Origin of the sequence: Pseudaquabacterium pictum (assembly GCF_005403045.1) — a bacterium.
Classification (GTDB): domain Bacteria; phylum Pseudomonadota; class Gammaproteobacteria; order Burkholderiales; family Burkholderiaceae_C; genus Pseudaquabacterium; species Pseudaquabacterium pictum.
Map to the genome: position 1 here is coordinate 24,207 of NZ_BJCL01000016.1, position 26,947 is coordinate 51,153.

Sequence of the window (26,947 nt, forward strand, 5' to 3'; positions counted from 1 at the left end):
TGCCATGAACCCCCTCAGCCAGAAGATGATGCGCGCGTGGGCCGACGCCGGCCCGCGGTTCCTGCCGTTTGCCGATGCCGCCACGCCCGAGTTGCCACTGGGCCGGCTGCTGCGCCTGTCGCTGTTCCAGGTGTCGGTGGGCATGGCGCTGGTGCTGCTGGTGGGCACGCTGAACCGGGTGATGATCGTGGAGCTGGGCGTGCCCGCCTCGCTGGTGGCGGTGATGATCTCGCTGCCGGTGCTGTTCGCGCCCTTCCGCGCGCTGATCGGTTACAAGTCCGACAACCACCGCTCGGCCCTGGGCTGGCGCCGCGTGCCCTTCATCTGGAAGGGCACGATGGTGCAGTTCGGCGGCCTGGCCATCATGCCGTTTGCACTGCTGGTGCTCTCCGGCGGTGGCAATGCGGCACAGTGGCCGGCCTGGATCGGCCAGGCCGGTGCCGGCATCGCGTTCCTGCTGGTGGGCGCGGGCCTGCACATCACCCAGACCGCCGGCCTCGCCCTGGCCACCGACCTGGCGCCCGAGGAATCGCACCCGCGGGTGGTGGGCCTGATGTACGTGATGCTGCTGTTCGGCAGCATCGTCAGCGCCCTGCTGTTCGGCGCCCTGCTGCACGACTTCACCCCTGGCCGCCTGATCGAGGTGATCCAGGGCTCGGCCGTGGCCACCATCGCACTGAACATGCTGGCGCTGTGGAAGCAGGAGCTGCGGCGCCCGCTGCGCGGTGCCGCGCCGCCGCCACCGCCGCCCAGCTTCCGCGAGAGCTGGGGCATGTTCGCCAGCGGTCCGGGTGCGCTGCGGCGGTTGCTGGCCGTGGGCCTGGGGACGATGGCCTTCAGCATGCAGGATGTGCTGCTGGAACCCTACGGCGGACAGATCCTGCAACTCACCGTCAGTGCGACCACTCTGCTCACCGCCACGCTGGCCATGGGCGGCCTGCTGGGCTTCTGGGTGGCCTCGCGGGTGCTGGGCAAGGGGGCCGATGCCTTCCGCATCTCCAGCCATGGTGCGCTGTGCGGCGTGGTGGCGTTCCTGGCGGTGATCGCCGCCGCATCGCTGCAATCGACGCTGCTGTTCGGCATGGGCGTGCTGCTGATCGGCCTGGGCGGCGGCCTGTTCGGCCACGGCACGCTCACGGCCACGATGAACCATGCCCCGAAGGACCAGGCCGGCCTGGCCCTGGGCGCCTGGGGCGCGGTGCAGGCCACCGCGGCCGGTGTGGCCGTGGCGCTGGGCGGCATCGGGCGCGACTTGGTGCAAGCCCTGGCGACAGCCGAGGTGCTGCCGGCGCGCTGGACCGGGCCGGCCACCGGCTACATCGCCGTCTACAGCCTGGAGGTGCTGCTGCTGCTGGCCACGCTGGCCGCGATGGCACCGCTGATCCGCCGCCCGCGCCTGCACGGCGCGGTGGTGGGCGCCACGCCCGACTGACCCGCGGCCGCGGCGTCGCACGCTGCGCCCAGCGCGCCTCCTGAGCGTCCAGCTCGAACCCCTGAAAAGAACAGGGGCCGGGATCTTGCGATCCCGGCCCCTGTCGGGCCTTCGACCATCCAGGCCTCACTAGGGCTTGGCGGTCGTCGCCTTTGCCACCAGCGTGGACGCATCGGCCGGGGCGGCCGCCGTCGCCACGGGCGCCGGGGTGGCCGCTGCCGTCTTCGGCATCGCTGCCGACACGGCCGCCTTGCCGCTGTAGTACGCGGGGTACCAGGCGGTGGACGTGAGGATGGCGGTGTGCACCGCCAGCGCGATCACGGTCACGCCGCCCAGGAACAGCGGCAGGCCCACGGTGGGCTTGACCACGAGCCAGATCTTGCCTTGGTTCATGTTCTATCCCTTCAGTGGAGCCACGGCGTATAGATGTACGCCAGCAGGTGCGCCAGAGCGGCGATGAAACCGAAGATCCGCGTGCCCTCGATGACGTGGCGGTGCAGTTCTTCGCTTTCGGCCAAGGTGAGCCCTGTGGGCCAAACCTTGTTCGGATCAATCTCCATACCGATTCTCCTTGTCAGTCCTTCGATCATTCCCGTGCTGAACCCGCACGTGGGTCCGCGGCTCTGTGGCCACGTGTTCTCCCTCACAGCCGCATGTATCGCTACCTTGACACGCTGTGGTGTGAGTCTAACTTGACACTCTTGACAGGGTCAACCGATCTCGGGCATGGATGCACCGGCTGTTGCGATGACGCTGACCACTGCGGGAAACCTCGCTCGACAATCGCGTCGAAGCACGGGGCAACGGCGGTGGCCCCAGGGCCCGCGCAGGCGCACCGGGACCGCACCAACGCCTGGCGCTTGCTGCCGAGGCAAGCCGACCCAGCAGGCAAGCTGAGCGACGCAAACCGGTGACTGCTGATCGGTCGGTTGCCAACGACACAGTGAGCGCTGGCGCGTCAGCGGCGCGCGGCGGGTGCGCTGGATGGACAGCAGCACCGTCGCACTGGCTGCAGGGAGCGAGCGCCAGATGCTGCTGGCGCGGCGCCACCGACGTTGCCGATCGGCGTCGGAGGTCGCATGCTGTCCACGGCCTGCGCTGCCGCCAGGAGCCGCCACACCATGACTGCAGAACGGTCGCCGGTGCGCCACCACAGCACCATCCGCCAGGGCTCGTGGCAGGCCTGGGCAGTAGGCAGTGCGCCCGCGCAGCCTGCCGGTGGCCGTCAGCCCGGTGCTGGTGCTGGGCTGCGCGCTGCCGATCCAGCGTCGCCAACTGCTGGCCGCCGCCCTGCCCGCCTGGGCCGCAGCGCCGGCGCGTGCGGCGGTGGTTCCGCAGCAACCGGTGCGGCGCCGGGGCCAGCCGGTGCTGGTGGCCGTGGTAGCGGGCGGCGTGGATGTCACGCCCATCGGGCATGCACAGCGTGGCCGGCCCGATGGCCAGTGGCAAGCTGCGCCCGCTGGCATGCACGCCGGCCTCGAGCTGACGCCCGCCAGCCTGCTGTTCGACATGATCGAGGCGGCCGAGCACGGTCCGCGCTTCCTGCCCTGGTACGCCGGCGCGCAGCGCCTGGCGACCGATGCCTGCAAGGTGGTGCTCCGGCTGGACGACGCCTTTGCCAGCGGCGGGATGGCGCAATTGGCCGGGACGGTGTTGCGCCAGGTGGGCAACACCCTGGTGGATGCCTTCGTGGCCCGCGCCCAGGCGCTGGCCGCGCTGGTTCAGCCCGCCTTGGTGGGCAGCGTGGCCGCTGGCACCGCCGGTGCCGCGGCGGCCGACTTGCGGTGCGACTTCATGCTCCAGCGCCACAGCGCCTCGGAGGGCAGCGGCAGCACCAGCAGCCAGTGCTCCAGCGCGCCCAGCGCCAGCATCGTGCCCACCAGCGACAGCCCGGCCGTTTCGAACGGGGTCAGCGGCCCCTCGATCAACCGCCACCAGACCAGCACCGCCGCGCCGGTGGCCAGCGTCACCGACAGCGGGAACAGCGGGTTCATCGGCGCGCGCTTGAAGTAGCTGGCCATGTAGCGCAGGTGCGGCGGCAGGAAGTTGTCGCCGATGTTGCGCACGCCCAGGAAGATGTTGAGCTTGGCGCTCTGGCGCATGCCCCACAGCGCCATGAAGGTCCACACGCCCACCCGGTTCTCGCCCGGGCCGACACAGGCCACCACGCCGATGGCCAGCACGATCAGCGCCAGCTCGTGGTACAGCACCGCCTGGATGGCGAAGCCGGTGCGGCGCCAACCGGTGGCGCCCGGCGGGCAGGCGGTGCGGCGCGGGCCGGTCACCACGCCCAGCAGGAAGGCCACCTCCTGCCAGGCCCAGACCAGCAGCGCGCAGGTGAAGGCGCAGTAGGCGCCGGCCACCGAGGTGTCGTTGCGGGTGTGCACCAGCGCGTACAGCGCCGCACCCAGCACCAGGGTGGCGGCCTGCAGCGTCAGCGGGAAGGTGCGCGGCGGCAGGCCGTCCAGGTACAGGATCACCCCCGTGCTGAACCACCACGCGAACAGCGTGTACAGCAGCGGCAGGCCGAGCTCAGACATCGTTCACCAGCCGCAGGCGGGAGGCGGCCTCGGGCCGGCGGCCGGCAATCACCACACCGGCGCCATGCGGATGGTGGCCGGCAGGCCGTGCTTGTGCACCGGCAGCAGGTACAGGCGGGCGAAGGTGCCGAAGGCCTGCACTGCGCACTTGGCCTGGGTCAGCTTGCCCAGCAGGCCGCCGCGAACCTTGGCGGCATCCACCTCGGTCTGCAGGTCGCACAGGCGGCGCAGGCCGGCGCGGAACACCGGGTTGTCGGTGTCCAGCGACAGCGGGAACACCTGCTTGGTGCATTCGGTGGTGATGCGGTAGACGTCGAAGTCGTACTGGTCGGCGTCCAGACCCATGGCGTTGTGCATCTCGGGCCGGTTGTGGTCGCGCACGTACATGGTGGCGTAGACCGCCAGCAGGAAGAAGCGGATCCACAGCTTGTTGCCACCGGTCAGCAGGTGGGGATGGGCCCGCATGATCAGCGCGAAGGATTCGCCGTGGCGGAATTCATCGTTGCACCAGCGCTCGAACCAGCGAAAGATCGGGTGGAAGCGCAGCTCGGGGTGGCGCTCCAGCTGGCGGTAGATGGCGATGTAGCGGGCGTAGCCGATCTTCTCCGACAGGTAGGTGGCGTAGAAGATGTACTTCGGCTTGAAGTAGGTGACGGCCTTGGTGCGCTTGAGCGTGCCCAGGTCCACGCCCAGGCCGTAGTCCTTCAGCGCGCTGTTGATGAAGGCCGCATGGCGCGATTCATCGCGCGCCATGTAGGTCATCAATTGCTTGATGTCGGGGTTGTCGACGTTCTTGCGGATCTCGTTGTAGAGCACGCAGCCGCTGAACTCGGACGTCATCGAGCTGACCAGGAAGTCGAGGAACTCCTGCTTCAGCGCCGGCGGCAGTTCCTGGATCTCGCTCTTGAACTGCTCGTCGCGCTGGAAGTGGTCGTGGTTGTTGTCGCCCTCGTACTCGGCCATCATCTTGTCCCACTCGGCGCGCACCGGCGAGACATCGAGCTTGTCCATGGCCTTGAAATCGGTGGTGTAGAAGCGCGGCGTCAGCAGCGATTCGGCACGCGCGCGGGCGATGGCGGCATCCGGGCTGTCCAGCGGTGCGGGGGCGACCAGGGTGTTGACGGCGGTGGGGGGCATGGTGGGTCTCCTGAAGCAACGGGCGGTCAGCGCTGGGGCGCCGGCCGCGGGGCCGCCAGCAGCTGCGCGAACACCGCTGCATTGGTGGGGCCGAAGGATTCGAGGTCGACACGCTCGGTGGTGGCAGGGTCGACCAGGGTGAGGCGGCCGTCGGCGCGGGCCGTCAGCACGAAGGGCGCCTCGGCGCCCAGGCCGGCGGCGCGCCGCTGGCGCACCAGGGCACGCAGCGCGCCGCGCAGGAAGCCGCCGGCACCGGCGTCGACCACCTGCAGGGGCTGCGGCGCCTGGCCCGGCAGGGCTTCCAGCACGCGCACGCCGCCGTTGGGCATGTCTTCGAAGTGCAGCGCCCGCTGCGCCACCACCGGCGCCTGGCTGCGGGTGGACACGTCGACGCCGGTGGCGCGGATGGTGGCCACGCCAACCAGCGTGGCGATGATCAGCGCCGCCGCCGCCAGCAGCGGGCCACGCGGCACCGGCATGTGGTGGCTGTGGATGTCGGGGGCCGACGTGGTGTGCAGCGGAGCGTGGGCGGCCATGCGGATCTCGGGCAAAGGATGGGCGGGCGGCCCGGTCAGGCGGCGTTGGCCATCGGCGGGTGGCCGCTGCGGCTGTCGGCGGCCGGCTCGGCACCGGCGCGTTCACCGACGGTGCGCACCGGCGTCACCAGCGACTGCTGCAGCGCATCGGCCATCAGCTGGGCGACGTTGGCCGCATCGGGCAGGGCACGCAGCATCGGCTCGGTGCGGGTGAAGTGCCAGGGCCGGGCATGCGGCCACAGGTGGATGTAGCCGATGCGGTCGGCGGGGTTGAGCACCAGGGCGATGTCACCGGCGCCGCCGGGCAGCGCATGCAGGCGGGCCGTCTCGATGCGGCGCAGCGGCAGGTTGAAGGTGACGGTGAGCACGATGCCGATGCGCATCACCACCCGCCGGTCGGTCAGGGTGTAGACGGTGTTGCTGGCCGCCAGCCAGGACAGCAGCGCGATCAGGCCCAGCGCCAGGCCGGCCAGCGGCACCGTCCACAGGGTGCTGGCCGCCGCCATACCCAGCGTGCCACCATCGACCAGGCCGGTGATGAAACGCCAGGCGATCAGCACGCCGAAGTACGCGGCCACCTTGCGCAGGTGGAAGCTGCGCTGCGCCAGCACCCGCCAGTCGGGCGCGCCGCGCCACAGCAGCCGCTCGCCCGGCGGCAGCGGTGCCGGCAGGCCCGGCAGGGCCTCGTCGTCATGCTCGCCGCGGAACGGCGTGTTGCGCACCGCCTTCACAGCAGCGGCTCCTGGCGGCCGGGCGTGGCGTACAGCGTGCCGGCGCCGTAGTAGGCCGAGACCTTCTCTTCTTCCAGCCGGGTGATGCGGCCGTCCTGGCGCAGGCCGGGCACATCGGCAAAGTGGTCGGCCAGGATGGACCGCGCCTTGACGAAGCGGCGGTTGACGCGGGCGAAGTTCATCGGCAGCAGCACACGGCGCTTGCCGGCCGGGGCGTCCACTTCCAGCTCGATGTAGCGGAAGATGGCTTCGGACTTGTCCACCCACAGGTCGACCACCGTGCCGCCGACCTTGTCATCAGCGCCCAGCACCTGCATGCCACGCGGATCCGGGTCGTGGTGGTCCACGTCGTACTCGGGCGCGTCGCGCAGCGGCACGATGCGCAGGCCGCCTTCAAACGTCATGTCCGGCACGTCGGCGCGCTCGGCATAGGCGCCCGGGCCCACGCCGGCCAGCATCGGGTTGCCGATCGGCACGATGGGCGCACCAGGCAGGCGCGACGTGGGTTCGCCGCCGACCAGTGGCGTGATCGCCGAGTTGGGGCCGGGGGCCAGCCACACCTCGCCATTGGCCAGGGTGAAGGTCTTGGGATCGGGCGTGGCGGGGAAGCCCTCGTAGCGGTTGCGGCCCATGCCGGTGTCGCTCTCGAGCGGATAGCCCTCGCGCTTGTTCTCGCGGTGGAGGTAGTAGATGAGGCCGGCGAAGAAGGCCCAGAACATGTAGAGCACGACCTGGGCGACGTCGATGTTGTTGGTGATGGCACCGGAGTACATGGTTTTCTCCTTGGAGTCGTGGGAGCGGGCGCAGGCGCGTGCAGCGTCGGGTCAGCCGGGGAACTCGGCGAGGCCGAACTTGGGGTTGGAGCCGCGGTCAGCCGGCTCGGCCGTGCGGCTGCGCCGCACCAGCGGGCCGATGGCCACCAGGGTGGCGAACAGCAGCAGGATCTCGAGGTGGTAGACCACGCCGTAGCCGGTGACCGGGCTGTCGAGCGCGCCGCCGAGCACGCCGTGGTCGACCAGCATGGCCACCCCGTCGCGCAGGCCACCGCCCACCGCCACCGAGACGCCCATGGCCGTGGCCTGCACCGCGCCGAAGGCGCCCAGTGCGATGCCGTGGCCCAGGCCGGTGGCGGCGCCGGTGCGCACGTCCAGGCCCATGGCCTCGGTCAGCGTGCTGACGGCGAACAGGCCGCCGCCCAGGCCGATCAGCACCGCGCCGGTGTAGAACACCAGCGGCATGCCCAGCGGGTTGGCAAAGATCACCAGCGCGAACGCCACCAGGCCGACCAGCGCGCCATGCGCCGCCAGGCGCACCGGGTCTGCACCCTGCTGCAGCCGCCGTGCGGCCAGCGCGAAGGCGGCCAGCGCACCCCAGGCGGTGAGCGCGGTCAGCGCCGAGGTGCTGCCCACAGGCAGGCCCAGGATCTGGCCGCCGTAGGGCTCGAGCAGGATGTCCTGCATGCTGAAGGCCGCGGTGCCCAGGCCCACGGCCCACATCAGCCGGCGCGCCCGCGGCAGGTTGATGAAGGCCGACCAGGCCTGGCGGAAGCTGGGGGCGGCCGGCTCGGCGGCCAGCGCACCGCGCGGACGGCGCGGCTCCTGCTTCCACAGCGCGATGGCGTTCAGCAGCATCGTGACCACGGCAGCGCCCTGCACCACCTGCACCAGCCGGGTGCCGCTGAAGTTGGCCAGCAGCCAGCTGAAGCCCAGCGAGCTGACCACCATGCCCAGCAGCAGTGCCACGTACAGCAGCGCCACCACCCGCGGGCGGGTGGCCGGCGGCGCCAGGTCGGTGGCCAGCGCCAGGCCGGCGGTCTGCGTGGTGTGCACGCCGGCGCCCAGCAGCAGGAAGCCCAGCGCCGCACCGGCCTGGCCCACCCAGGCCGGGCCTTCGCCCTGCCCGGTGAGCACCAGCACCGCGAACGGGATGATGGCCAGCCCGCCGAACATCATCAGCGAGCCGAACCAGATGTAGGGCACCCGCTTCCAGCCCAGGGCCGAGAAGTGGTTGTCGCTCCGGTGGCCGACCAGGGCGCGCAGCGGCGCGAAGACGATGGGCAGCGCCACCATCAGGCTCACCAGCCAGGCCGGCACCGCCAGCTCGACGATCATCACCCGGTTCAGCGTGCCGTTGAGCAGCGCCAGCGCCATGCCCACCGACACCTGGAACAGCGACAGCCGCAGCAGGCGCGGCAGCGGCAGGTCGGTGCTGGCGGCATCGGCAAAGGGCAGGAAGCGGGTCCCGACCCGCGTCCAGCCCTTGATGGCGAGCTGCTGCAGGCTCATGCCCGGTGCCCCGGTGCCCGCCACTGCAGGGCCTGCGACTTGTAGAAGCCGCTGTTGACCCGGTGCGTGGGGCCGGCGTGCCAGTGCTGCAGCACGGCATCCTGCGCGCGCATCGCGGCCAGGCGGTCGGCGGCCATCGGGTTGAGCCAGGGCGCGCGGTCGCCGCGCGGGAACAGCCGGCCCACGCTGATCATCGCGGCCAGCAGCGGCGTGCGCGGCGCGAAGGTGAAGTTGATCGAGCCGCGGGTGCGCTCGGCCAGCTTGGACAGCGCGGCCACCGCATCCTCGGTGCCGTAGTGGATGATGGAATCCATCGCCACCACATGGTCGAACTGGCCCAGGGCCGGATCGAGCATGTCGCCGCTGCGGAAATCGATGCTGCCGGCGCCCAGGTCGGCCGGCGCGCGTTCACGCGCCAGGTTCACCAGCGTGGGCGACAGGTCGATGGCCACCACCTCGGCGCCGCGGCGGGCGGCCTCGATGGCCAGCGCACCGGTGCCGCAACCGGCATCGAGCAGGCGCTGACCACGCAGGTCGGCCGGCAGCCACGACAACAGCGTGGCGCGCATCTGGTCGCGCCCGGCGCGCACGGTGGCGCGGATGCGGCCCACCGGCGCGTCGCTGGTCAGCTTCTCCCAGGCCGCCACGGCAGTGCGGTCGAAGTAGTGCTCGATCTCGCCGCGGCGGGTGGTGTAGGTGGTGCTGTTCATGGCGTCAGGCAAGGGGCGGGTCAGTCGAAGCCGAGCAGGTCGAAGATGTCGCGGTCCTTCATCGGCACCGCGCTGTACTCGGCATTGCCGAGGTAGAGGTCGGCCGCCAGGCGCATGTACTCGCGCTGCACCGCCTCCAGTTCGGGCGACGCCTCCATCTCGAACAGGGTGCACTTCTTCAGCCGGCTGCGGCGGATCACGTCGAGCGACGGGAACTGCGCGGCGATCTTCAGGCCGATCTTGTCGGTGTACTTCTCGATCTGGTCGGTGGCATCGCTGCGGTTGGCGATCACGCCGCCCAGGCGCACGTTGTAGTTCTTGGCCTTGGCGCCGATGGCCTGCACGATGCGGTTCATCGCGAAGATCGAATCGAAGTCGTTGGCGGTGACGATCATGGCCCGGTCGGCATGCTGCAGCGGCGCGGCAAAGCCGCCGCACACCACATCGCCCAGCACGTCGAAGATCACCACGTCGGTGTCTTCCAGCAGGTGGTGTTCCTTCAGCAGCTTCACGGTCTGGCCGACCACGTAGCCGCCGCAGCCGGTGCCCGCCGGCGGGCCGCCGGCCTCGACGCACATCACGCCGTTGTAGCCCTCGAAGACGAAGTCCTCGACACGCAGTTCCTCGGCATGGAAGTTCACCGTCTCGAGGATGTCGATGACGGTGGGCAGCATCTTCTTGGTCAGGGTGAAGGTGCTGTCGTGCTTGGGGTCGCAGCCGATCTGCAGCACCCGCTTGCCCATCTTGCTGAAGGCGGCGCTCAGGTTGGAACTGGTGGTGCTCTTGCCGATGCCGCCCTTGCCGTAGATGGCGAAGACCTTGGCCGTGCCGATCTTGACCGACGGATCCAGCTGGACCTGCTGGCTGCCCTCGCCGTCGAGGCGCGGGTCGCCGGGCTTGGGGCCGCGGGCGATCTGGCTGGGGGAGATGGTGGCGATGTTCATGCTGCGGCCCTTTCGGTGGCCTTGTCCGCCCCGGGGACAGGATGGGAGGGGACGAAGACGCCTTCGAGGCGGTCTTCCAGTTCTTCACCCACCCGGCGCAGCGCGTCCAGGGTGGCGGCATCGGGTTGCCAGTAGTTGCGCTCGGACGCCTCGATCAGCCGATTGGCCACGCGGGCCGACGCGGTGGGGTTCAGCTTCGCCAGCCGGTCCCGCATCTCGGGGTCGAGCATGAAGGTCTCGGTCAGCTGCTTGTAGACCCAGGGCTGCACCTGGCCGGTGGTGGCGCTCCAGCCCATGGTGTTGGTGACATGCACCTCGATCTGGCGCACGCCCTCGTAGCCGTGTTCCAGCATGCCCTCGTACCACTTGGGGTTCAGCATGCGGGTGCGGGTTTCCAGCGCCACCTGCTCACGCAGGGTGCGCACCGCGCCGTCACCCTTGGTCTGGTCACCGATGTAGACCGGCGGCGTGGCACCGCCCTTGGCCACCTTGACGGCCTGGGTGATGCCGCCCAGGGTGTCGAAGTAGTTGTCCACCGTGGTCACGCCCAGCTCCACCGAATCCAGGTTCTGGTAGGTCAGCTGCACATCGGCCAGTGCGCTCTTGAGCATGGCGGTGTGCTGCACCGCGCGGCCGGTGCGGCCGTAGGCAAAGCCCTTGCGGCGGGTGTAGGTCTCGGCCAGCTCATCCTCGCCGTCCCACTTGCCGCTCTCGACCAGGTTGTTGACGTTGGAGCCGTAGGCGCCTTCGGCATTGCCGTAGACGCGCAGCGCGGCGATCTCCAACGTGCAGCCGTGCTCCTGCTGGTAGTCCAGCGCATGCTTGCGCACCCAGTTCATCGCCACCGGCTCGTCGGCCGACGCGGCCAGCCAGGCGGCCTCGGCCAGCAGGCGGATCTGCAGCGGCATCAGGTCGCGGAAGATGCCTGAGAGCGTGATCACCACATCCACCCGGGGCCGGCCCAGCGTGGCCAGCGGGATCAGCGTGGCGCCGGCGATGCGGCCATAGCTGTCGAAGCGCGGCAGCGCGCCCATCAGGGCCAGGGCCTGGGCGATGGGGGCGCCTTCGTTCTTCAGGTTGTCGCTGCCCCACAGCACCATGGCGATGGATTCGGGCGCCGGATGGCCCTCGGCCGCATGCCGGTCCAGCAGCAGCTGGGCCTGCTTGGCGCCGTCCTGCACCGCGAAGGCGCTGGGGATGCGGAACGGATCGAAGCCGTGGATGTTGCGGCCGGTGGGCAGCACCGCCGGCGTGCGCAGGATGTCGCCGCCGGGCGCCGGGCGGGTGAAGCCACCGTCCAGCGCATGCAGCAGGGCCGGGACCTCGGCATCGACGGCCAGCAGTGCGTCGGTGTCGGCCAGTTCGCGCAGCAGGGCCAGGTTGTCGTCGTCGCGGCGCAGACCACCGGCCTGCAGCGCCCCGTCGATGCCCCGGCCGGCCACCAGCGCGGCCACCGTCTCGCGCGGCAGGCTGCGGCCGTGCGAGGCATCGGCCATGGCCAGCAGCATGTCCACCCGCTCGGCCGCTGACGGCGCGCGGCCGGTGACATGCAGGCCATGCGGGATCAGTGTGTATTCCAGCTCCAGCACCTGGTCGGCCAGGGCCAGCACGCGGGCATCGGCCTCGCCGGCCGGCACATCCCACAGCGGCTCGGCGGCGGCCAGGTCCAGCTCGGCGGCCTGGCTCTGCAGCAGCACGGCCAGGTCGGCCCGCTCGGCCGATTGCGGGGCCACGGCGCGCCAGCGCTCGATGCTGCCCTTGAGCTCGTTCAGGCCTTTGTACAGGCCGGCCTGGGCGATGGGCGGCGTCAGGTAGCTGATCAGCGTGGCACCGGCGCGGCGCTTGGCGATGGCGCCTTCGGACGGGTTGTTCGACGCGTACAGGTAGATGTTGGGCAGGTCGCCGATCAGCCGGTCGGGCCAGCAGCTGCCGGCCATGCCGCTCTGCTTGCCGGGCATGAATTCCAGCGCGCCGTGGGTGCCGAAGTGCAGCACGGCATCGGCGGCGAAGTCTTCACGCAGGTAGCGGTAGAAGGCCGAGAAGGCATGGGTGGGCGCCAGGCCATGCTCGAACAGCAGGCGCATCGGGTCGCCTTCGTAGCCGAAGGACGGCTGCACCGCCACCAGCACATTGCCGAACTGCCGGCCCAGCACCCAGATGGCGCGGCCGTTGCTCAGCTGCTTGCCCGGCGCGGGGCCCCACTGGCCCTCGATCTCGGCCAGCCAGCGCTCGCGCCGCACATGGTCGTCGGTGGGGATCAGCGCATGCACGTTGGCATCGGCACCATGCTGCTGGGCATTGCCCTGCAGCACCGCCTCGCGCAGCGCATCCACGCTGGCGGGCAGGTCGACGGTGTAGCCCTGGGCCTGCATGGCCACCAGGGTGTGGAACATCGACTCGAACACCGACAGGTAGGCGGCGCTGCCGATGTTGCCGGCGTTGGGCGGGAAGTTGAAGACCACCACCGCCACCTTGCGCTGGGCCCGCTGGCTGCGGCGCAGCGCCACCAGCTTGGCCACGCGGCCGGCCAGCATCAGCGCCCGCTCGGGGCAGCTGGCCATGTCCTGCGCGGTGTCGGTGGCCTGGAAGGTGCAGCGGTGGTCGCAGCCCTGGCAGGTGACGCCCGGCGCGCCGGGCCGGCCGCCGAAGACGATCGGGCCGGTGGCGCCGTCCAGCTCGGGGATGGCCACCATGATGGTCGATTCCACCGGCAGCAGGCCGCGGTCGGAGCCGCCCCACTGGTCCAAGGTCTGGAATTCCACCGGGTGTGCGGCGAGGTAGGGCACGTCCAGCCGGGACAGCACGTCCTCGGCGGCCTTGGCATCGTTGTAGGCCGGGCCGCCCACCAGCGAGAAGCCGGTCAGCGACACCACGGCATCCACCACCGGCCGGCCATCCTGCAGGAAGTACTGGTCGATCGCGGGGCGCGAATCCAGCCCGGCGGCAAATGCCGGGATGACACGCAGGCCACGGGCTTCCAATGCAGCGATCACGCCGTCGTAGTGGCCGGCGTTGTTCGACAGCAGGTAGCTGCGCAGCAGCAGCAGGCCCACGGTGCCCTGTACCTGGGCCGGCCGCGGCAAGCCGCCGGCGTCGGCCGACAGGCGGCCGGCCATGCGCGGGTGGTAGACGCCCAGCTCGGGATAGTCGACCGGCGCCTGCGGCTTGACCAGGCCACGCAGGGCCTGGCGCGGGCCGCCTGCGCCACGGTCGATCACATGCCGCACGAGGTTGAGCATGTTCTCGTCGGAGCCGCCCATCCAGTACTGCATCGCGACGAAGTAGGCCCGCACATCCTGGGCCGTGCCGGGGATGAAGCGCAGCATCTGCGGCAGGCGGCGCAGCATCTTCATCTGCGCGGCACCGCCGGTGGCCGGCTTGTCCTTGCCACCCCCACGCAGCTTCTTCAGCAGCGCCATCGGGCCGCTGGCCGGCTTGCTCATGTCGAAGTGGCCCAGCCGGGTGAGGCGGGTCACCTCGGTGGCCGAGGCCATGCAGACCATCGCATCGCAGTGGTCGCGCCGGGCCTGCAGCGCCGGCAGGATCGGCAGGAAGTGGTCTTCCAGGAACAGCATGCCGGCGACGATGATGTCGGCGGCGTCGATGTCGGCGACGCAGCGGGCGGTGGCGGCCTCGTTGCCGGCGTACTCGGACGCGGCATGCAGGCTGAGCTGCAGGCCGGGGAACTCACGGCGCAGGGCCGGACGGGCCCGCTCGACCGAGCTGGCCAGGTGCGAGTCCATCGTGACGATGACCAGCCGCAGGGGCGTGCTGGCGACGGCGCGCCTGGCTTCAGCGGCTGAAGTGGGCTTTGGCGTCATACAGGGTCTCGACGGTGATGGTGGCCAGGCCACGTTCCTGCGCATAGCGCTCGGTGTTGCGGCGGGCCTTGCCACGCACGAAGAACGGGATCTTCTTCAGCTCCAGTTCGGCGTCCTGTGCCCAGGTGCTGGCGGTGGGCGTGCCGTCGCGCTGGGCGGCGGTGGCCAGCACCGCGGCGGCTTCCACTGCGGCGGCGGCCTGCACCGGGTTGGTGGAGACAGCCGGCGATGGCGAGGGCATCTGCACCTGCATCGGCGTGCCGGCACGGCCCAGGTGGGACGGCGCGGCATCCTCATGGAACTCGATGTCGCCCTTGAACATGCCCAGCAGGTGCTCTTCCAGGCCCATCATCAGCGGGTGCACCCAGGTGTCGAACAGCACGTTCGCGCCTTCGATGCCCATCTGCGGCGAGTAGCGCGCCGGGAAGTCCTGCACATGCACCGGCGCGGAGATGACCGCGCAGGGCACGCCCAGGCGCTTCGCGATGTGGCGCTCCATCTGCGTGCCCAGCACCAGCTCGGGCAGGGCCTCGGCGATGGCGGCCTCGACCTGAAGGTAGTCGTCGCTGATCAGCGGCTCGACGCCATAGAGCTTGGCGGCTTCGCGGATCTCGCGGGCGAATTCGCGGCTGTAGGTGCCCAGGCCCACCACGGTGAAGCCCAGCTCGGTGGCCGCCACCCGGGCGGCGGCCACCGCATGGCTGGCGTCGCCGAAGACGAACACCCGCTTGCCGGTGAGGTAGGTGCTGTCGACCGAGCGCGCATACCAGGGCGCGCGGGTGCCGCCGGCGCCCATGTCGGCGCCGATCTCGGCCAGCAGCGGCGCGGCATCGATACCGGCCAGCTGCGCCACCTCGGCGATGAAATCCCGCGTGGCGCCCATGCCGATGGGCACGACGGTGGTGTGCGGCAGCGCATGGGTGCGCTTGAGCCACGCGGCGGCGATGCCGGCGATCTCGGGGTACAGCACCACGTTGAAGTCGGCCTCGGCCAGGCGGCGCAGGTCGGCCACGGTGGCGCCCTGCGGCGCGCAGACATGCACGTCCACGCCCAGGCGGGCCAGCAGGCGGGTGACCTCGGTCACGTCGTCGCGGTGGCGGAAGCCCAGCGCGGTGGCGCCCAGCAGGTTGCAGCGCGGGCGCTGGCCGGTGGGCCGGGGGGCGCTGCGGTCGGGCCGCTGCGCCGGCGCCGGGCACAGGTGGCGCACCAGCTGGTAGAAGGTCTCGGCGGCGCCCCAGTTTTCCTTGCGCTGGTAGCTGGGCAGCTCGAGCGGCACCACCGGCAGCGGCAGGGCCAGGGCCTGGGCGAGGCCGCCCGGGTCGTCCTGGATCAGTTCGGCAGTGCAGGACGATCCCACCAGCATCGCGGCAGGTCGGAAGCGCTCGTAGGCATCCTTGGCGGCGGTCTTGAACAGCTCGGCGGTGTCACCGCCCAGGTCGCGCGCCTGAAAGGTGGTGTAGGTGACCGGCGGGCGCTTGTCGCTGCGCTGGATCATCGTGAACAGCAGGTCGGCGTAGGTGTCGCCCTGCGGCGCATGCAGCACGTAATGCACGTCCTGCATCGCGGTGGCGATGCGCATGGCGCCGACATGCGGCGGGCCTTCATAGGTCCAGAGCGTGAGCTGCATGTGCAGACCCTGTCAGGCGGCGGCGCGCACAGCCGGGGGGATGCCCAGCTTGTGGCGGCGCAGCAACGGGCGGGCAAACAATTCGGCCAGATCGCCGGCCTGGTCGAAGCCCTGGATCGGGCTGAACACCAGCTCGATCGCCCACTTGGTGGTCATGCCCTCGGCCTCCAGCGGGTTGGCCAGGCCCAGGCCGCAGACCACCAGATCGGGCGCCAGCGCGCGGCAACGGTCGAGCTGGCTGTCCACATGCTGGCCTTCGGACAGCGTGGTGCCGGCGGGCAGCAACGCCAGCTCGGCCGCCATGTGGCTGCGGTGCAGGTAAGGCGTGCCCACCTCGGTGAGCTGCATGCCCATCTCGCGCGACAGGAAGCGCGCCAGCGGCAGCTCCAGCTGCGAATCGGGGAAGAAGAAGATGCGCTGACCGGCCAGGCGCGGCCGGTGCGCCGCGGTGGCCTGCAGCGCCCGGGCCTTGGCCGGGCCGATGGCCTGCTGGAACACCGCCGGGGCGATGCCGAAGGCGGTGGCGGCGGCCTGCAGCCAGGCCTCGGTGCCCTCGGCGCCCAGCGGGAACGGCGCCACCAGGCGCTGGGCGCCACGCGCCTCCAGGGCCCGGGCGGTGTCGGCCAGGAAAGGCTGGGCCAGCAGCAGCTTGGTGTTCGGCCCGATGGCCGGCAGCGCCCCGGCGCGCCGCGGCGGGAAGAACTGCACCGGGCCCAGGCCCATGGCGGCGAACAGGCGCTGGAACTGGTCTTCGACCACATCGGCCAGCACGCCGGCCACCAGCAGCGTGGGCGGCGCAGCGGCCGGGGCCACCGGCATCTCGGGCACCAGCGCGGCCAGGCAGGCGTCCTCGCCCTGGGTGAACGTGGTCTCGATGCCGCTGCCCGAGTAGCTGAGCACCCGCACGTTGGGCAGGTGGCGGGTCGACAGGCGCTGGGCAGCGCGCGACAGGTCGAGCTTGATCACCTCCGACGGGCAGCTGCCGACCAGGAACAGGAGCTTGATCTCGGGCCGGCGCGCCAGCAGCTGCTGCACCACGCGGTCAAGCTCGTCCTGGGCGTCGGCCAGGCCAGCGAGGTCGCGCTCGTCGATGATGGCGGTGGCGAAGCGCGGCTCGGCGAAGATCATCACGCCGGCGGCGCTCTGCAGCAGGTGGGCGCAGGTGCGCGAACCCACCACCAGGAAGAAGGCATCCTGGATCTTGCGGTGCAGCCAGACGATGCCGGTGAGGCCGCAGAACACCTCGCGCTGGCCGCGTTCACGCAGCACCGGGGCGTCGGTGCAACCCGTGTCGGACTGGATGGGGATCACGGCGCTCATCGGGCGGCTCCTGCCAGTGCGGCGTCGGCACGCGCCATGTCGAGCCGGGCCATGCGCAGCTTCCAGAGGAACTGGCCGGCGTTGATCAGGTAGGCGGCATAGGCCGCCAGCGCCAGCAGCATCTGGCCGCGGGCATCGAGCGCGCCGGTGTACAGCGCCGCCAGGTAGGCGGTGTGCAATGCCAGCACCCCCATGCTGAACACGTCTTCCCAATAGAAGGCGGGGGCAAACAGGTACTGACCGAAGACCACCTTCTCCCAGATGCAGCCGGTGACCATGATGGTGTACAGCGTCAGGGTTTTCACCACCACCGAGAGGGTGGCCGCCTCCAGGCCGGCGCCGGTGGCCAGGTAGCGCAGCACCAGCACCAGGCTGACGGCGAACACCAGGAACTGCAAAGGCGCCAGCAGACCCTGCACCAGCGTCCACTTGCTGGCGTCGCGCCGGACGCGCTGCTCCGGGGTGTACAGCGGGGCACGGGCGGCGCGGGCCGGGGCCGGGCGAAGCGGGGAACTGGTCCGGAGACTGGGCATGGACCGGAATCTAGAGGGGCGCCCGCAAAGTGTCAATCCGGGTTGACGTCTTTCACGCCTGACATTAACCTTGTGCTCAACTCGGCATTGCCCCCCACTTGACGGACCCTGGGGAGGAACTGACATTCGATCCGAGTTCCGAACGACAGACGCTTGACGACTGCCCGGGTGCCCGTTGAGCCTGCCGCTTTGGTGCCGGCTGCACGTGGAACCCTGGTGGAGGAGATCGCAGTGAGCCGCATCCAACGAGACAATACAAGCGCCTCAGACGCGCCCGCCGCCGACTGGCACAGCGCCGAGCAACCCGATTGCTGGGCAGAGATGCAGGCCGTCAATGCCGACGATGGCCCCAATGCCTGGGCCCGCCTGGCCGCACAGCGCCCCGCGGTCGAAGAGCGGCTGTCGCGGCTGGTCAGCACCATCGAGCACGACATCATCCCGCGCCTGGTGAGGGCGCATGCGCAGGCGCCCGTGGCTGCCGGCAGCGCCGAGCTGAACCTGCCGACCCGGGCCGAGGTGCTGGCCTTCACCCAGCTGGTGATGGACCGTGACGACGCCGGCATCCACGGCCACCTGGCGGCGCAGCGCGCGCGTGGCGTCAGCGTCGAATCGCTCTACGTCGGCCTGCTGGCGCCCGCCGCCCGGCACCTGGGTGAACTGTGGGACGATGACCGCTGCCACTTTGCCGACGTCACTGTCGGCATGGGGCGGCTGCAGCAGATCATGCGCGGCCTGAGCACCGCGTTCGGCACCGAGATCGATCCGCCAGCCGGTGGCCGCCGCGCGTTGTTGATGCCCGCACCCGGCGACCAGCATACTTTCGGGTTGTCGATGGTGGCCGAATTCTTCGCCCGGGCGGGCTGGGAAGTGGTGGGCGTGATGGACCCGCAGGCCACCGGGTTCGAAGACAAGGTCAAGGAAGAATGGTTCGATCTGGTGGGCATCTCCGCGGGCAGCACCACGCGCCTGGAGAGCATGCTCTCGTGCATTGCCAAGGTGCGGCGGCTGTCACACAACCGCTCGGTGGCCGTGATGGTCGGCGGGCCGCTGTTCGTCACCCACCCCGAGCTGGTGGAACAACTGGGCGCCGACGGTGTCGTCACCGATGGCCAGCATGCGCCCGCCCTGGCCGAGCGCCTGCTCGGCCGACGCGTCAAAGGGTTCTGAACCGCCACGCACTCCGGCAACAGGAATTTCCGGCATGAAAAAGAAGAAGCCGGCTGTCCCCCGCGCGCTGGGGGAGTTCACGCTGGCCAGCCAGACCCTCGCGGACCTCAGTCCGCAGGCGATCTCGCTGCTGCTGTGCACCGCAGCCGACATCACCCTGGTGCTGGATGACACCGGCACGATCATCGACATCGCCTATGGCGACGAGGCCCTGGCCGCCGAGCTGGGGGACGAGTGGATCGGCCAGCGCTGGGTCGACACCGTCACCGAGGACAGCCACCCCAAGATCCGTGCGCTGCTGGCACCGCCGGCGCCCGGCGCCATGCGCTGGCGGCAGATCAACCACCCGCAGCCCGACGGCGGCACCATGGCATTGAGCTTCGCCAGCCATGCCATCCCGGCGCAGGGCCGCCACCCGGCGCGCTGGTTCGCCTTCGGCCGCGACCAGCGGGTGACCATGGCGCTGCAGCAGCGCCTGGTGGAAGCCCAGCTGTCGGTCGAGCGCGACTACGCCCGCTTCCGGCAGGCCGAGCTGCGCTACCGCCAGCTGTTCCAGATGGCTGGCGAGGCCGTGCTGGTGATCGACGCCGGCACCGGGCGGGTGCTGGAGGCCAACCCGGCCGCCGTCACGATGATGGGCACGCCAGCAGACAAGATGGTGGGCCAGGTGTTCCCGCTGGGGCTCACCGCGCGCAGCACGAAGCTGGTGGCCGGCCTGCTGGCCACCGCACGGCGCACCGGCCGCGCCGACCCGGTCAACGCCGAGCTGGCCGAAGGCCGCAGCGCGGTGCAGGTGTCGGCCTCGCTGCTGCACCAGGACCAGTCCCACTTGCTGCTGGTGCGGCTGTCACGCATCGACAGCCAGGCCGCCCAGGCCCACGGCGCCGAATCGGCCATGCTGCTGCAGCTGGCCCAGGGCGCGCCCGACGGCCTGGTGGTGACCGACCTGGACGGCCTGGTGCAGGCCGCCAATGCCGAATTCCTGACGCTGTGCCAGGTGGCCGGTGAGGAGCAGATGCGCGGCCAGTCGCTGGAGCGCTGGCTGGGGCGCACCGACGTCGACCTGGGCGTGCTGGTCTCCAACCTGCGCCAGCGTGGCACGGTCAAGCTGTTCGCCACCACGCTGCGCGGCGAGTTCGGCGCCAACACCGAGGTCGAGATCTCGGCCGTCACCGTCACCCGGTCCGATCCGATGCTGCTGGGCTTCACCGTGCGCGATGTCGGCCGCCGGCTGCAGCCGGAGGCGGCGGCCACCCAGGCGCTGCCGCGTTCGGTCAACCAGCTCACCGAGCTGGTGGGCCGGGTGCCGATGAAGGACATCGTCGGCGAGACGACGGACCTGATCGAGAAGCGCTGCATCGAGGCCGCGCTGGAGCTCACCCGCGACAACCGCGCCTCGGCCGCCGAGATCCTGGGCCTGTCGCGGCAAAGCCTGTACGTCAAGCTGCGGCGCTACGGGCTGGGCGACCTGGGACCGGGCGTCGACAAGTAGCCGGCCCCCGCCGGGCACCGGTTCGCATGCCCGGCCTCCTGTAAATCCCGGTTGACACTTTTGCGTGTCAGGCTGAAGAATGGACGCATGTCCAGGCCTGCACTGTCCACCGTCGCCGAGCTGTTCAAGCCGATCACCTGGTTCCCGCCGATGTGGGCCTTTGGCTGCGGCGTCGTGGCCTCGGGCGCGCCGGTGTCCGAGCGCTGGGGCCTGGTGCTGGTGGGCGTGCTGCTGGCCGGGCCGCTGGTCTGCGCCACCAGCCAGGCGGTGAACGACTGGTTCGACCGCCATGTCGATGCCATCAACGAGCCGAACCGGCCGATCCCGTCGGGCCGCATGCCGGGCCGCTGGGGGCTGTACATCGCGGTGCTGTGGACGTTGCTGTCGCTGGCCGTGGGCCTGGTGCTGGGGCCGGTGGGCTTTGCCGCTGCGGCCGTGGGCCTGCTGCTGGCCTGGGCCTACAGCGCGCCGCCGCTGCGCCTGAAGCGCAACGGCTGGTGGGGCAACGCGGCCTGCGGGCTGTCCTATGAAGGCCTGGCCTGGATCACCGGTGCCGCGGTGATGGCCGCCGGCGGCTGGCCCAGCGAGCGCTCGATGCTGCTGGCCCTGCTCTACAGCGTGGGCGCGCACGGCATCATGACGCTGAACGACTTCAAGTCGATCGAGGGCGACAAGCAGATGGGCATCGGCTCGCTGCCGGTGCGCCTGGGCGTGGACGGCGCCGCCCGCGCCGCCTGCTTCCTGATGGCCGGGCCGCAGGCGGTGGTGGTGGCCATGCTGATCGAGTGGGGCGCCATCGGCCATGCGCTGGGCGTGGCCGGCCTGCTGGCAGTGCAGCTGGGCCTGATGTGGCGCTTCCTGGCCGCACCGCGCGAGCGCGCCACCTGGTACAGCGCGCTGGGCATCAACTTCTTCGTGCTCGGCATGCTGGTCAGCGCCTTCGCGCTGCGCGCGACGACGGGGCAGACGGGGTGAGCACCGCGGCCGGTCAGCACTTCGGGTGGGTGCAGATCCTGCGGCTGGGCCTGGTACAGGCCTGCCTGGGTGCGGTGGTGGTCACCACCACCTCGACGCTGAACCGGGTGATGGTGGTGGAGCTGGCCCTGCCGGCGCTGCTGCCCGGCGCCCTGGTGGCGCTGCACTACCTGGTGCAGATGCTGCGGCCCAGGCTGGGCCATGGCAGCGACGTGACGGCCCGGCGCACGCCGTGGATCATCGGCGGCATGGCGGTGCTGGCGTCCGGCGGCTTCCTGGCGGCGCTGGCCACGGTGTGGATGGGCAGCGCTCCGGCGGCCGGCATCGTGCTGGCGGTGGCCGCCTTCGTGCTGATCGGCCTGGGCGTCGGCGCTGCCGGCACCTCGCTGCTGGTGCTGCTGGCCAAGCGGGTGGCGGCCGAGCGCCGCGCCGCCGCCGCCACCACGGTGTGGCTGATGATGATCGTCGGCTTCGCCGTCACCGCCGGCATCAGCGGCAAGCTGCTGGATCCGTACACCCCGGCCCGCCTGCTGCAGGTGTGCGGCGGCGTGTGCCTGCTCGCCCTGGTGGTGGCCTTGCTGGCGGTGTGGGGCGTGGAGACGGCGCAGCGGCCTGCCCACGCCGAGGCCGAGGCCCCCAAGCCCGACTTCCGCACCGCGCTGGCCCAGGTGTGGGCCGACGCCGACGCCCGCCGCTTCACCATCTTCGTCTTCGTCTCGATGCTGGCCTACAGCGCGCAGGACCTGATCCTGGAGCCGTTCGCCGGCCTGGTGCATGGCTACACGCCCGGCGAGAGCACCCAGCTGTCCGGCGTGCAGCACGGCGGCGTGCTGCTGGGCATGCTGATGGCCGCGTTCGCCGGCCGGCGCCTGGCCGGCCGCGCACTGGGCTCGCTGCGCGGCTGGGTGGTGGGTGGCTGCATCGCCTCGGCGCTGGCCATGGCCGGCCTGGTGGCCGCCGGTCTGCTGGGCCCGGCCTGGCCGCTGCGGGCCACGGTGTTCCTGCTGGGCGTGTCCAACGGCGCGTTCTCCATCGCTGCCATCGGCGCCATGATGGCCCTGGCCACCGAGGGCAGCCCCGGCCGCGAAGGCGTGCGCATGGGCCTGTGGGGCGCGGCGCAGGCCGTGGCCTTCGGCCTCGGCGGATTGCTGGGCGCAGCCGCCAGCGATCTGACACGCCGCCTGATCGGCAGCCCGGGCACGGCCTACGCGGCGGTGTTCGCGCTCGAAGCCCTGTTGTTCCTGGTGGCCGCCGCGCTGGCCTGGCGCGTTGCGGTACCGGCGCCTGCACCCTCCCCCAGCCCCGCCGCCGGCCCGCGGCGCGGCAGCCTCACCCACGCCAACGATCTCGGAGCGGCGACATGACACCCAAGCCCAGCACGGCAGCGACGCCAGAGACTTTCGATGTGGTGGTGGTGGGCGGCGGACCCGCCGGCGCCACTGCGGCCGACGACCTGGCCCGCCAGGGCCGCAAGGTGCTGCTGCTCGACCGCGCCGGCCGCATCAAGCCCTGTGGCGGTGCCATCCCGCCGCGGCTGATCAAGGACTTCGCCATCCCCGATTCGCAGCTGGCCGCGCGCGCGCACTCGGCGCGCATGGTGTCGCCGTCGGATGTGCGGGTCGACATCCCGATCGAAGGCGGCTTCGTCGGCATGGTCGACCGCGAGCACTTCGACGAATGGCTGCGCGAACGCGCCGCCAGCCACGGGGCCCAGCGCCGCAGCGGCCGCTTCGAGCGGCTGGAGCGCGACGCCGACGGCACCGCGATGATCCTCTACCGGCCCAGCGGCGGCGATGGGGCCGAGGCCGACGGCCCGCTGTGGTCGGTGCGGGCCAAGGCGGTGATCGGGGCCGACGGCGCCCGCTCCGCGGTGGCACAGCAGGCCATCCCGGGCATCGAGAAGGTGGCCTGCGTGTTCGCGTACCACGAGATCATCGCCCTGCCCGAGCAGCAGCCCGCGGGCTACGACCCGACCCGCTGCGACGTGGTCTACCGCGGCAGCATCTCGCCCGACTTCTATGGCTGGGTGTTCCCGCACGGCAAGACGCTGTCGATCGGCACCGGCAGCGCCGACAAGGGCTTCAGCCTGCGCAGCGCCGTGGCCACGCTGCGCGCCGACGCCGGCCTGGCCGGCGCCCGCACCATCCGCCGCGAGGGTGCGCCACTGCCGATGAAGCCGCTCAAGCGCTGGGACAACGGCCGCGACGTGGTGGTGGTGGGCGATGCCGCCGGCGTGATCGCGCCGTCGTCGGGCGAGGGGATCTACTACGCCATGGCCAGCGGCCGGCATGCCGCCACGGCGGTGGGCGCGCTGCTGGAAGGCGCCTCGCCCCGCTGCCTGGGCCAGGCACGCAAGCTGTTCATGCGCGAGCATGGCCGCGTCTTCTGGGTGCTGGGCATCATGCAGCGCTTCTGGTATTCCAGCGACAAGCGCCGCGAGCGCTTCGTCAGCATCTGCAAGGACAAGGACGTGCAGCAGCTGACCTTCGACGCCTACATGAACAAGCGCCTGGTGCGCAAGAAGCCGATGGCCCACGTCCGCATCTTCTTCAAGGACATGGCGCACCTGCTGGGCCTGGTGCGGGTGTGAGGCGGCGGTGAACGACCCCATCGTCCTGCTCTGGAGCTGGCTGGCCGTGGGCCAGCCGGAGGCACCACTGGTGCCGACCTGGTTGACGCTGACCGTGGCCCTGGCCACCGCCGCGATGCTGGTGGAGGCCGTGCTGCTGCTGGCCTGGCACCGCCGCACCGGCGGCGGCTTGCCGCCGCGCAGCCTGCTGCCCACGTTGGTGGCAGGCGGTGGCCTGATGGGCGCCCTGCTGGCGCTGCTGGCGGGCGCGCCGCTGGGCTTCCTGCTGGCGCTGCTGGCCCTGGCCGGCATCGGCCATGTGGTCGACCTGCGGCACCGTTGGCAGCCCCGCAGCCGCCAGGGCTGAGCCGCCGCCGCAGCTGTCAAAGTTCAACCGGATTCCCCCGAACGAAGGGGTTGGGGTGGCTGCGCCTGGCGCCGCCGGATGCCACATTGCCGAGCAGTGCCGCCGACGCGGCGCATGACTGCGAGGTGGTCCCATGGTCCTTCGTTCAACCCAACGGCTGCTGGGCGCGGCCGCCCTGGCCTCGCTGACCGCAGGCCACGCCCTGGCGCTGGACGCGCCGCTGGCCGCCGATGCCCACACCAGCACCGCCGTGCCCGCCAGCAACTTCGGCAGCGCCGCCACGCTGAACGTCGGCGGTGGCGCCACCGGCCTGCTGCGCTTCGACCTCGGCACGCTGCCCGCGGGCACCACTGCCGCCAAGCTGAGCAAGGCCACGCTGGTGCTGTACGTCAACCGCGTCGGCAGCCCCGGCGCCATCGACCTGCATCCGGTCAACGGCAACTGGACCGAGTCCGCCGTCACCGCCGCCAGCCAGCCGCCGGCCGGCGGCAGCAGCCTGTTCAGCCTGGCCCTGCCGGCAGCCGGCCAGTACATGGCGGTGGACGTGACCGCCCAGGTGAAGACCTGGATCAGCAACCCGGCCACCAACTTCGGCTGGGCCATCGCCCCGGCCCTGACCGCGCCGGCCACGGTCGCGTTCTTCGACAGCAAGGAGAACACCGCCACCGGCCATGTGGCACGCCTGGACCTGACGCTGGCCGACCAGGGCCCCAAGGGGGACCCGGGCCCGCAGGGCCTGCCCGGGCTCCCTGGCGCGCCCGGTGCGACCGGCGCCACCGGACCCACGGGCGCCACCGGGCCCCAGGGCCCACGGGGCCTGACCGGTGCCACCGGCCCGGCCGGCCCAGTGAACCTGTTCTACCGCCGCAACGACAGCAGCATGGCCGGCAATGTGCGGGCCGAGCGCACCCTCGCCTGCCCCGCCGGCACCCGGGTCGTCGGCGGCGGCTGCGGCCACCGGGACTTCAACGACGCCGCGCCGGACATCAAGATCAACTTCAGCGGCCCCAACCCGTCGACGCCGACGACCACCTGGCGCTGTGTGATGACCAACAACAGCAGCGCGTCCCGCGCGGTGCAGATCTATGCCATCTGCGCCGAGGCCAGCAACACCAACGGCCCCTGAGCGACCAGCCCCCCACAGGAGTTCCCATGTTCCTTCGGTCCACCCGGCGGTTGCTGAGCGCCGCTTTCCTGGCCATGGGCCTGGCGCAGGCCAGCACGGCTGCCGTGCAGTCCTTCCAGGGCAGCTTCCAGAACGATGACGACCTGGCGCTGTTCAGCTTCATGCTGGATGCGGCCGGGCCGCTGCGCATCAGCACCTGGTCGCACAGCGGCGGTGTCAACGCCGCAGGCACGCTGGTGGCGGCCGGCGGCTTTGCGCCGGTGGTGTCGCTGTTCGGACCGGACGGCTTCCACGTCACCGGCCAGAGCGGCAGCGGCAACACCTGCACCGGCGTCGGCAGCTTCTGCTGGGATGTGCGCCTGGACACCGGCATCACCGCCGGCAGCTACCTGCTGGTGCTGTCGCAGGACGACAACCTGCCCGACACCAGCCTGCCCGCCAGCCTGGCCACGGTGGCCAGCCTGTACAGCCAGACCGGCCAACCCCATTACACCGCCGCCAACCTGGGCAACCCGGCCGAACCGACCGCCCGCTTCGTGCGGGTGGACGGCAGCCAGCGCACCGGCCAGTGGGCGCTGGACATCGATGTGGCCGCCCCCGTCACCGCCGTGCCCGAGCCCGGCACCGCGCTGCTGTGGGCCGGCGGGCTCGCGGCGCTGGCCGGCCTGCTGCGTCGGCGCCGCCGTGCGGCACCCGCGCTGCTGGCCGCCCTGGCCGCTGGCCCGGCCCTGGCGCTGGACGCGCCGCTGGCCGCCGATGCCCACACCAGCACCGCCGTGCCCGCCAGCAACTTCGGCAGCGCCGCCACGCTGAACGTGGGCGGTGGCGCCACCGGCCTGCTGCGCTTCGACCTGGGCACCCTGCCGGCCGGCACCACCGCGGCCAAGCTGGTGAAGGCCACGCTGGTGCTGTACGTCAACCGCGTCGGCAGCCCCGGCGCCATCGACCTGCATCCGGTCAACGGCAACTGGGCCGAGTCCGCCGTCACCGCCGCCAGCCAGCCACCGGCCGGCGGCAGCAGCCTGTTCAACCTGGCCCTGCCGGCAGCCGGCCAGTACATGGCGGTGGACGTGACCGCCCAGGTGAAGTCCTGGATCAGCAACCCGGCCACCAACTTCGGCTGGGCGATCGCTCCGGCGCTGACCAGCCCGGCCACGGTCGCGTTCTTCGACAGCAAGGAGAACACCGCCACCGGCCATGTGGCGCGCCTGGACCTGACGCTGGCCGACCAGGGCCCCAAGGGCGACCGCGGCCCGCAGGGCCTGCCCGGGCTCAACGGCGCGCCGGGTGCAACTGGCGCCCCCGGGGCGACGGGTGCGCAGGGGCCGCGCGGCGAGACCGGACCGGCCGGGCCGGTCAACCTCACCTTCATCAGCAACACCTACGACATGCCGGCCGGCACCGGCGCGGCACGGGCGCTGACCTGCCCCGCCAACACCTATGCCGTGGGCGGCAGCTGCGGCTACATCGGCTTCGACGCAGGCGCCTACGACGTGCGGGTGGCCTATGCGGGCACCGACAACCCGAGCACCTGGCGCTGCATGGCGGTCAACACTGGCTCGGTCACGCGCAGGCTGACCACCCGCGTGCACTGCGCCTCTGCCACCAACGTGAGCAGCAGCACACGCTGATGGT

23 protein-coding genes are annotated in these 26,947 nt (G+C 71.3%); 9 read left to right on the forward strand and 14 right to left on the reverse strand.

Annotation, left to right across the window (positions count from 1 at the left end; translation table 11 throughout):
* Positions 1-4: 4 nt before the first annotated feature.
* Positions 5-1,432, forward strand: coding sequence for a PucC family protein (locus tag FFT10_RS22355; RefSeq protein WP_137735102.1), 1,428 nt, complete (start codon positions 5-7; stop codon positions 1,430-1,432).
* A 129-nt stretch (positions 1,433-1,561) separates the two neighbouring features.
* On the opposite strand, the gene FFT10_RS22360 is transcribed toward FFT10_RS22355, so the two are convergent.
* The 14 genes from FFT10_RS22360 to bchF all read right to left on the reverse strand — a co-directional run bounded on the left by FFT10_RS22360 (position 1,562) and on the right by bchF (position 17,616).
* Positions 1,562-1,825 carry a light-harvesting protein gene (locus FFT10_RS22360; protein ID WP_137735103.1) on the reverse strand — a complete coding sequence of 88 codons (264 nt, stop codon included), beginning with the start codon at positions 1,823-1,825 and terminating at the stop codon, positions 1,562-1,564.
* Between the two features lie 11 nt (positions 1,826-1,836).
* Positions 1,837-1,992 carry a light-harvesting antenna LH1, beta subunit gene (gene pufB / locus FFT10_RS22365; RefSeq protein ID WP_137735104.1) on the reverse strand — a complete coding sequence of 52 codons (156 nt, stop codon included), beginning with the start codon at positions 1,990-1,992 and terminating at the stop codon, positions 1,837-1,839.
* A 1,161-nt stretch (positions 1,993-3,153) separates the two neighbouring features.
* Positions 3,154-3,972 (reverse strand): putative photosynthetic complex assembly protein PuhE, encoded by an 819-nt coding sequence (gene puhE, locus FFT10_RS22370; RefSeq protein ID WP_137735105.1) that lies wholly within the window; start codon positions 3,970-3,972, stop codon positions 3,154-3,156.
* A gap of 48 nt (positions 3,973-4,020) precedes the next feature.
* Positions 4,021-5,109 carry a magnesium-protoporphyrin IX monomethyl ester (oxidative) cyclase gene (gene acsF / locus FFT10_RS22375; protein WP_137735106.1) on the reverse strand — a complete coding sequence of 363 codons (1,089 nt, stop codon included), beginning with the start codon at positions 5,107-5,109 and terminating at the stop codon, positions 4,021-4,023.
* A 26-nt stretch (positions 5,110-5,135) separates the two neighbouring features.
* A complete protein-coding gene (gene puhC, locus FFT10_RS22380; RefSeq protein WP_137735107.1) occupies positions 5,136-5,645 on the reverse strand; it encodes a photosynthetic complex assembly protein PuhC in 510 nt (169 codons plus the stop codon).
* A 35-nt stretch (positions 5,646-5,680) separates the two neighbouring features.
* Positions 5,681-6,376 (reverse strand): photosynthetic complex putative assembly protein PuhB, encoded by a 696-nt coding sequence (gene puhB / locus FFT10_RS22385; RefSeq protein ID WP_137735108.1) that lies wholly within the window; start codon positions 6,374-6,376, stop codon positions 5,681-5,683.
* Positions 6,373-7,149, reverse strand: a complete 777-nt coding sequence (puhA, locus tag FFT10_RS22390; RefSeq protein ID WP_137735109.1) for a photosynthetic reaction center subunit H — start codon at positions 7,147-7,149, stop codon at positions 6,373-6,375. Before puhA ends, puhB begins: the two co-directional genes overlap by 4 nt.
* A 51-nt stretch (positions 7,150-7,200) precedes the next feature.
* The gene (locus tag FFT10_RS22395) at positions 7,201-8,661 is read right to left on the reverse strand and encodes a BCD family MFS transporter (protein WP_137735110.1); all 1,461 of its coding nucleotides are present in this window, start codon (positions 8,659-8,661) and stop codon (positions 7,201-7,203) included.
* Positions 8,658-9,371 carry a magnesium protoporphyrin IX methyltransferase gene (gene bchM, locus FFT10_RS22400; protein ID WP_137735111.1) on the reverse strand — a complete coding sequence of 238 codons (714 nt, stop codon included), beginning with the start codon at positions 9,369-9,371 and terminating at the stop codon, positions 8,658-8,660. The genes FFT10_RS22395 and bchM overlap by 4 nt, the downstream gene beginning before the upstream one ends.
* 20 nt (positions 9,372-9,391) lie before the next feature.
* Complete coding sequence (gene bchL / locus FFT10_RS22405) at positions 9,392-10,315, reverse strand: ferredoxin:protochlorophyllide reductase (ATP-dependent) iron-sulfur ATP-binding protein (protein ID WP_137735112.1); 924 nt, start codon at positions 10,313-10,315, stop codon at positions 9,392-9,394.
* Positions 10,312-14,136 carry a magnesium chelatase subunit H gene (locus tag FFT10_RS22410; RefSeq protein WP_137735113.1) on the reverse strand — a complete coding sequence of 1,275 codons (3,825 nt, stop codon included), beginning with the start codon at positions 14,134-14,136 and terminating at the stop codon, positions 10,312-10,314. Before FFT10_RS22410 ends, bchL begins: the two co-directional genes overlap by 4 nt.
* A complete protein-coding gene (gene bchB, locus FFT10_RS22415) occupies positions 14,108-15,763 on the reverse strand; it encodes a ferredoxin:protochlorophyllide reductase (ATP-dependent) subunit B (RefSeq protein WP_137735114.1) in 1,656 nt (551 codons plus the stop codon). Before bchB ends, FFT10_RS22410 begins: the two co-directional genes overlap by 29 nt.
* A gap of 12 nt (positions 15,764-15,775) precedes the next feature.
* Complete coding sequence (locus FFT10_RS22420) at positions 15,776-17,083, reverse strand: ferredoxin:protochlorophyllide reductase (ATP-dependent) subunit N (protein WP_137735115.1); 1,308 nt, start codon at positions 17,081-17,083, stop codon at positions 15,776-15,778.
* On the reverse strand, positions 17,080-17,616 hold the full coding sequence (gene bchF / locus FFT10_RS22425) for a 2-vinyl bacteriochlorophyllide hydratase (RefSeq protein ID WP_137735116.1): 537 nt from the start codon (positions 17,614-17,616) through the stop codon (positions 17,080-17,082). Before bchF ends, FFT10_RS22420 begins: the two co-directional genes overlap by 4 nt.
* Positions 17,617-17,847: 231 nt before the next feature.
* Here bchF and FFT10_RS22430 point away from each other — a divergent pair, with 231 nt between their 5' ends.
* From FFT10_RS22430 to FFT10_RS28040, 8 genes are all read left to right on the forward strand, one after another.
* A complete protein-coding gene (locus tag FFT10_RS22430) occupies positions 17,848-18,783 on the forward strand; it encodes a cobalamin B12-binding domain-containing protein (protein ID WP_137735117.1) in 936 nt (311 codons plus the stop codon).
* Positions 18,784-18,817: 34 nt separating this feature from the next.
* Positions 18,818-20,275: a transcriptional regulator PpsR gene (gene ppsR / locus FFT10_RS22435; RefSeq protein WP_137735118.1), complete on the forward strand. Its 1,458-nt coding sequence runs from the start codon at positions 18,818-18,820 to the stop codon at positions 20,273-20,275.
* Between the two features lie 51 nt (positions 20,276-20,326).
* On the forward strand, positions 20,327-21,250 hold the full coding sequence (chlG, locus tag FFT10_RS22440) for a chlorophyll synthase ChlG (protein ID WP_373282579.1): 924 nt from the start codon (positions 20,327-20,329) through the stop codon (positions 21,248-21,250).
* The gene (locus FFT10_RS22445; protein WP_228027247.1) at positions 21,247-22,614 is read left to right on the forward strand and encodes a BCD family MFS transporter; all 1,368 of its coding nucleotides are present in this window, start codon (positions 21,247-21,249) and stop codon (positions 22,612-22,614) included. The genes chlG and FFT10_RS22445 overlap by 4 nt, the downstream gene beginning before the upstream one ends.
* Positions 22,611-23,840, forward strand: coding sequence for a geranylgeranyl diphosphate reductase (locus FFT10_RS22450; RefSeq protein ID WP_137735120.1), 1,230 nt, complete (start codon positions 22,611-22,613; stop codon positions 23,838-23,840). Before FFT10_RS22445 ends, FFT10_RS22450 begins: the two co-directional genes overlap by 4 nt.
* A gap of 7 nt (positions 23,841-23,847) precedes the next feature.
* Complete coding sequence (locus FFT10_RS22455) at positions 23,848-24,186, forward strand: hypothetical protein (protein ID WP_137735121.1); 339 nt, start codon at positions 23,848-23,850, stop codon at positions 24,184-24,186.
* Positions 24,187-24,319: 133 nt separating this feature from the next.
* Complete coding sequence (locus FFT10_RS28650; protein ID WP_137735122.1) at positions 24,320-25,312, forward strand: DNRLRE domain-containing protein; 993 nt, start codon at positions 24,320-24,322, stop codon at positions 25,310-25,312.
* A 26-nt stretch (positions 25,313-25,338) separates the two neighbouring features.
* A complete protein-coding gene (locus tag FFT10_RS28040) occupies positions 25,339-26,943 on the forward strand; it encodes a DVUA0089 family protein (RefSeq protein ID WP_137735123.1) in 1,605 nt (534 codons plus the stop codon).
* Positions 26,944-26,947 lie beyond the last annotated feature (4 nt).

What these genes read in the sequence shown, in the direction of transcription:
- FFT10_RS22355 (WP_137735102.1), top strand. Translation starts at nt 5, where the DNA reads ATGAACCCCCTCAGCCAGAAGATGATGCGCGCGTGGGCCGACGCCGGC.
- FFT10_RS22360 (WP_137735103.1), bottom strand. Translation starts at nt 1,825, where the DNA reads ATGAACCAAGGCAAGATCTGGCTCGTGGTCAAGCCCACCGTGGGCCTG.
- pufB (WP_137735104.1), bottom strand. Translation starts at nt 1,992, where the DNA reads ATGGAGATTGATCCGAACAAGGTTTGGCCCACAGGGCTCACCTTGGCC.
- puhE (WP_137735105.1), bottom strand. Translation starts at nt 3,972, where the DNA reads ATGTCTGAGCTCGGCCTGCCGCTGCTGTACACGCTGTTCGCGTGGTGG.
- acsF (WP_137735106.1), bottom strand. Translation starts at nt 5,109, where the DNA reads ATGCCCCCCACCGCCGTCAACACCCTGGTCGCCCCCGCACCGCTGGAC.
- puhC (WP_137735107.1), bottom strand. Translation starts at nt 5,645, where the DNA reads ATGGCCGCCCACGCTCCGCTGCACACCACGTCGGCCCCCGACATCCAC.
- puhA (WP_137735109.1), bottom strand. Translation starts at nt 7,149, where the DNA reads ATGTACTCCGGTGCCATCACCAACAACATCGACGTCGCCCAGGTCGTG.
- FFT10_RS22395 (WP_137735110.1), bottom strand. Translation starts at nt 8,661, where the DNA reads ATGAGCCTGCAGCAGCTCGCCATCAAGGGCTGGACGCGGGTCGGGACC.
- bchM (WP_137735111.1), bottom strand. Translation starts at nt 9,371, where the DNA reads ATGAACAGCACCACCTACACCACCCGCCGCGGCGAGATCGAGCACTAC.
- bchL (WP_137735112.1), bottom strand. Translation starts at nt 10,315, where the DNA reads ATGAACATCGCCACCATCTCCCCCAGCCAGATCGCCCGCGGCCCCAAG.
- FFT10_RS22410 (WP_137735113.1), bottom strand. Translation starts at nt 14,136, where the DNA reads ATGACGCCAAAGCCCACTTCAGCCGCTGAAGCCAGGCGCGCCGTCGCC.
- bchB (WP_137735114.1), bottom strand. Translation starts at nt 15,763, where the DNA reads ATGCAGCTCACGCTCTGGACCTATGAAGGCCCGCCGCATGTCGGCGCC.
- FFT10_RS22420 (WP_137735115.1), bottom strand. Translation starts at nt 17,083, where the DNA reads ATGAGCGCCGTGATCCCCATCCAGTCCGACACGGGTTGCACCGACGCC.
- bchF (WP_137735116.1), bottom strand. Translation starts at nt 17,616, where the DNA reads ATGCCCAGTCTCCGGACCAGTTCCCCGCTTCGCCCGGCCCCGGCCCGC.
- ppsR (WP_137735118.1), top strand. Translation starts at nt 18,818, where the DNA reads ATGAAAAAGAAGAAGCCGGCTGTCCCCCGCGCGCTGGGGGAGTTCACG.
- FFT10_RS22450 (WP_137735120.1), top strand. Translation starts at nt 22,611, where the DNA reads ATGACACCCAAGCCCAGCACGGCAGCGACGCCAGAGACTTTCGATGTG.
- FFT10_RS28650 (WP_137735122.1), top strand. Translation starts at nt 24,320, where the DNA reads ATGGTCCTTCGTTCAACCCAACGGCTGCTGGGCGCGGCCGCCCTGGCC.
- FFT10_RS28040 (WP_137735123.1), top strand. Translation starts at nt 25,339, where the DNA reads ATGTTCCTTCGGTCCACCCGGCGGTTGCTGAGCGCCGCTTTCCTGGCC.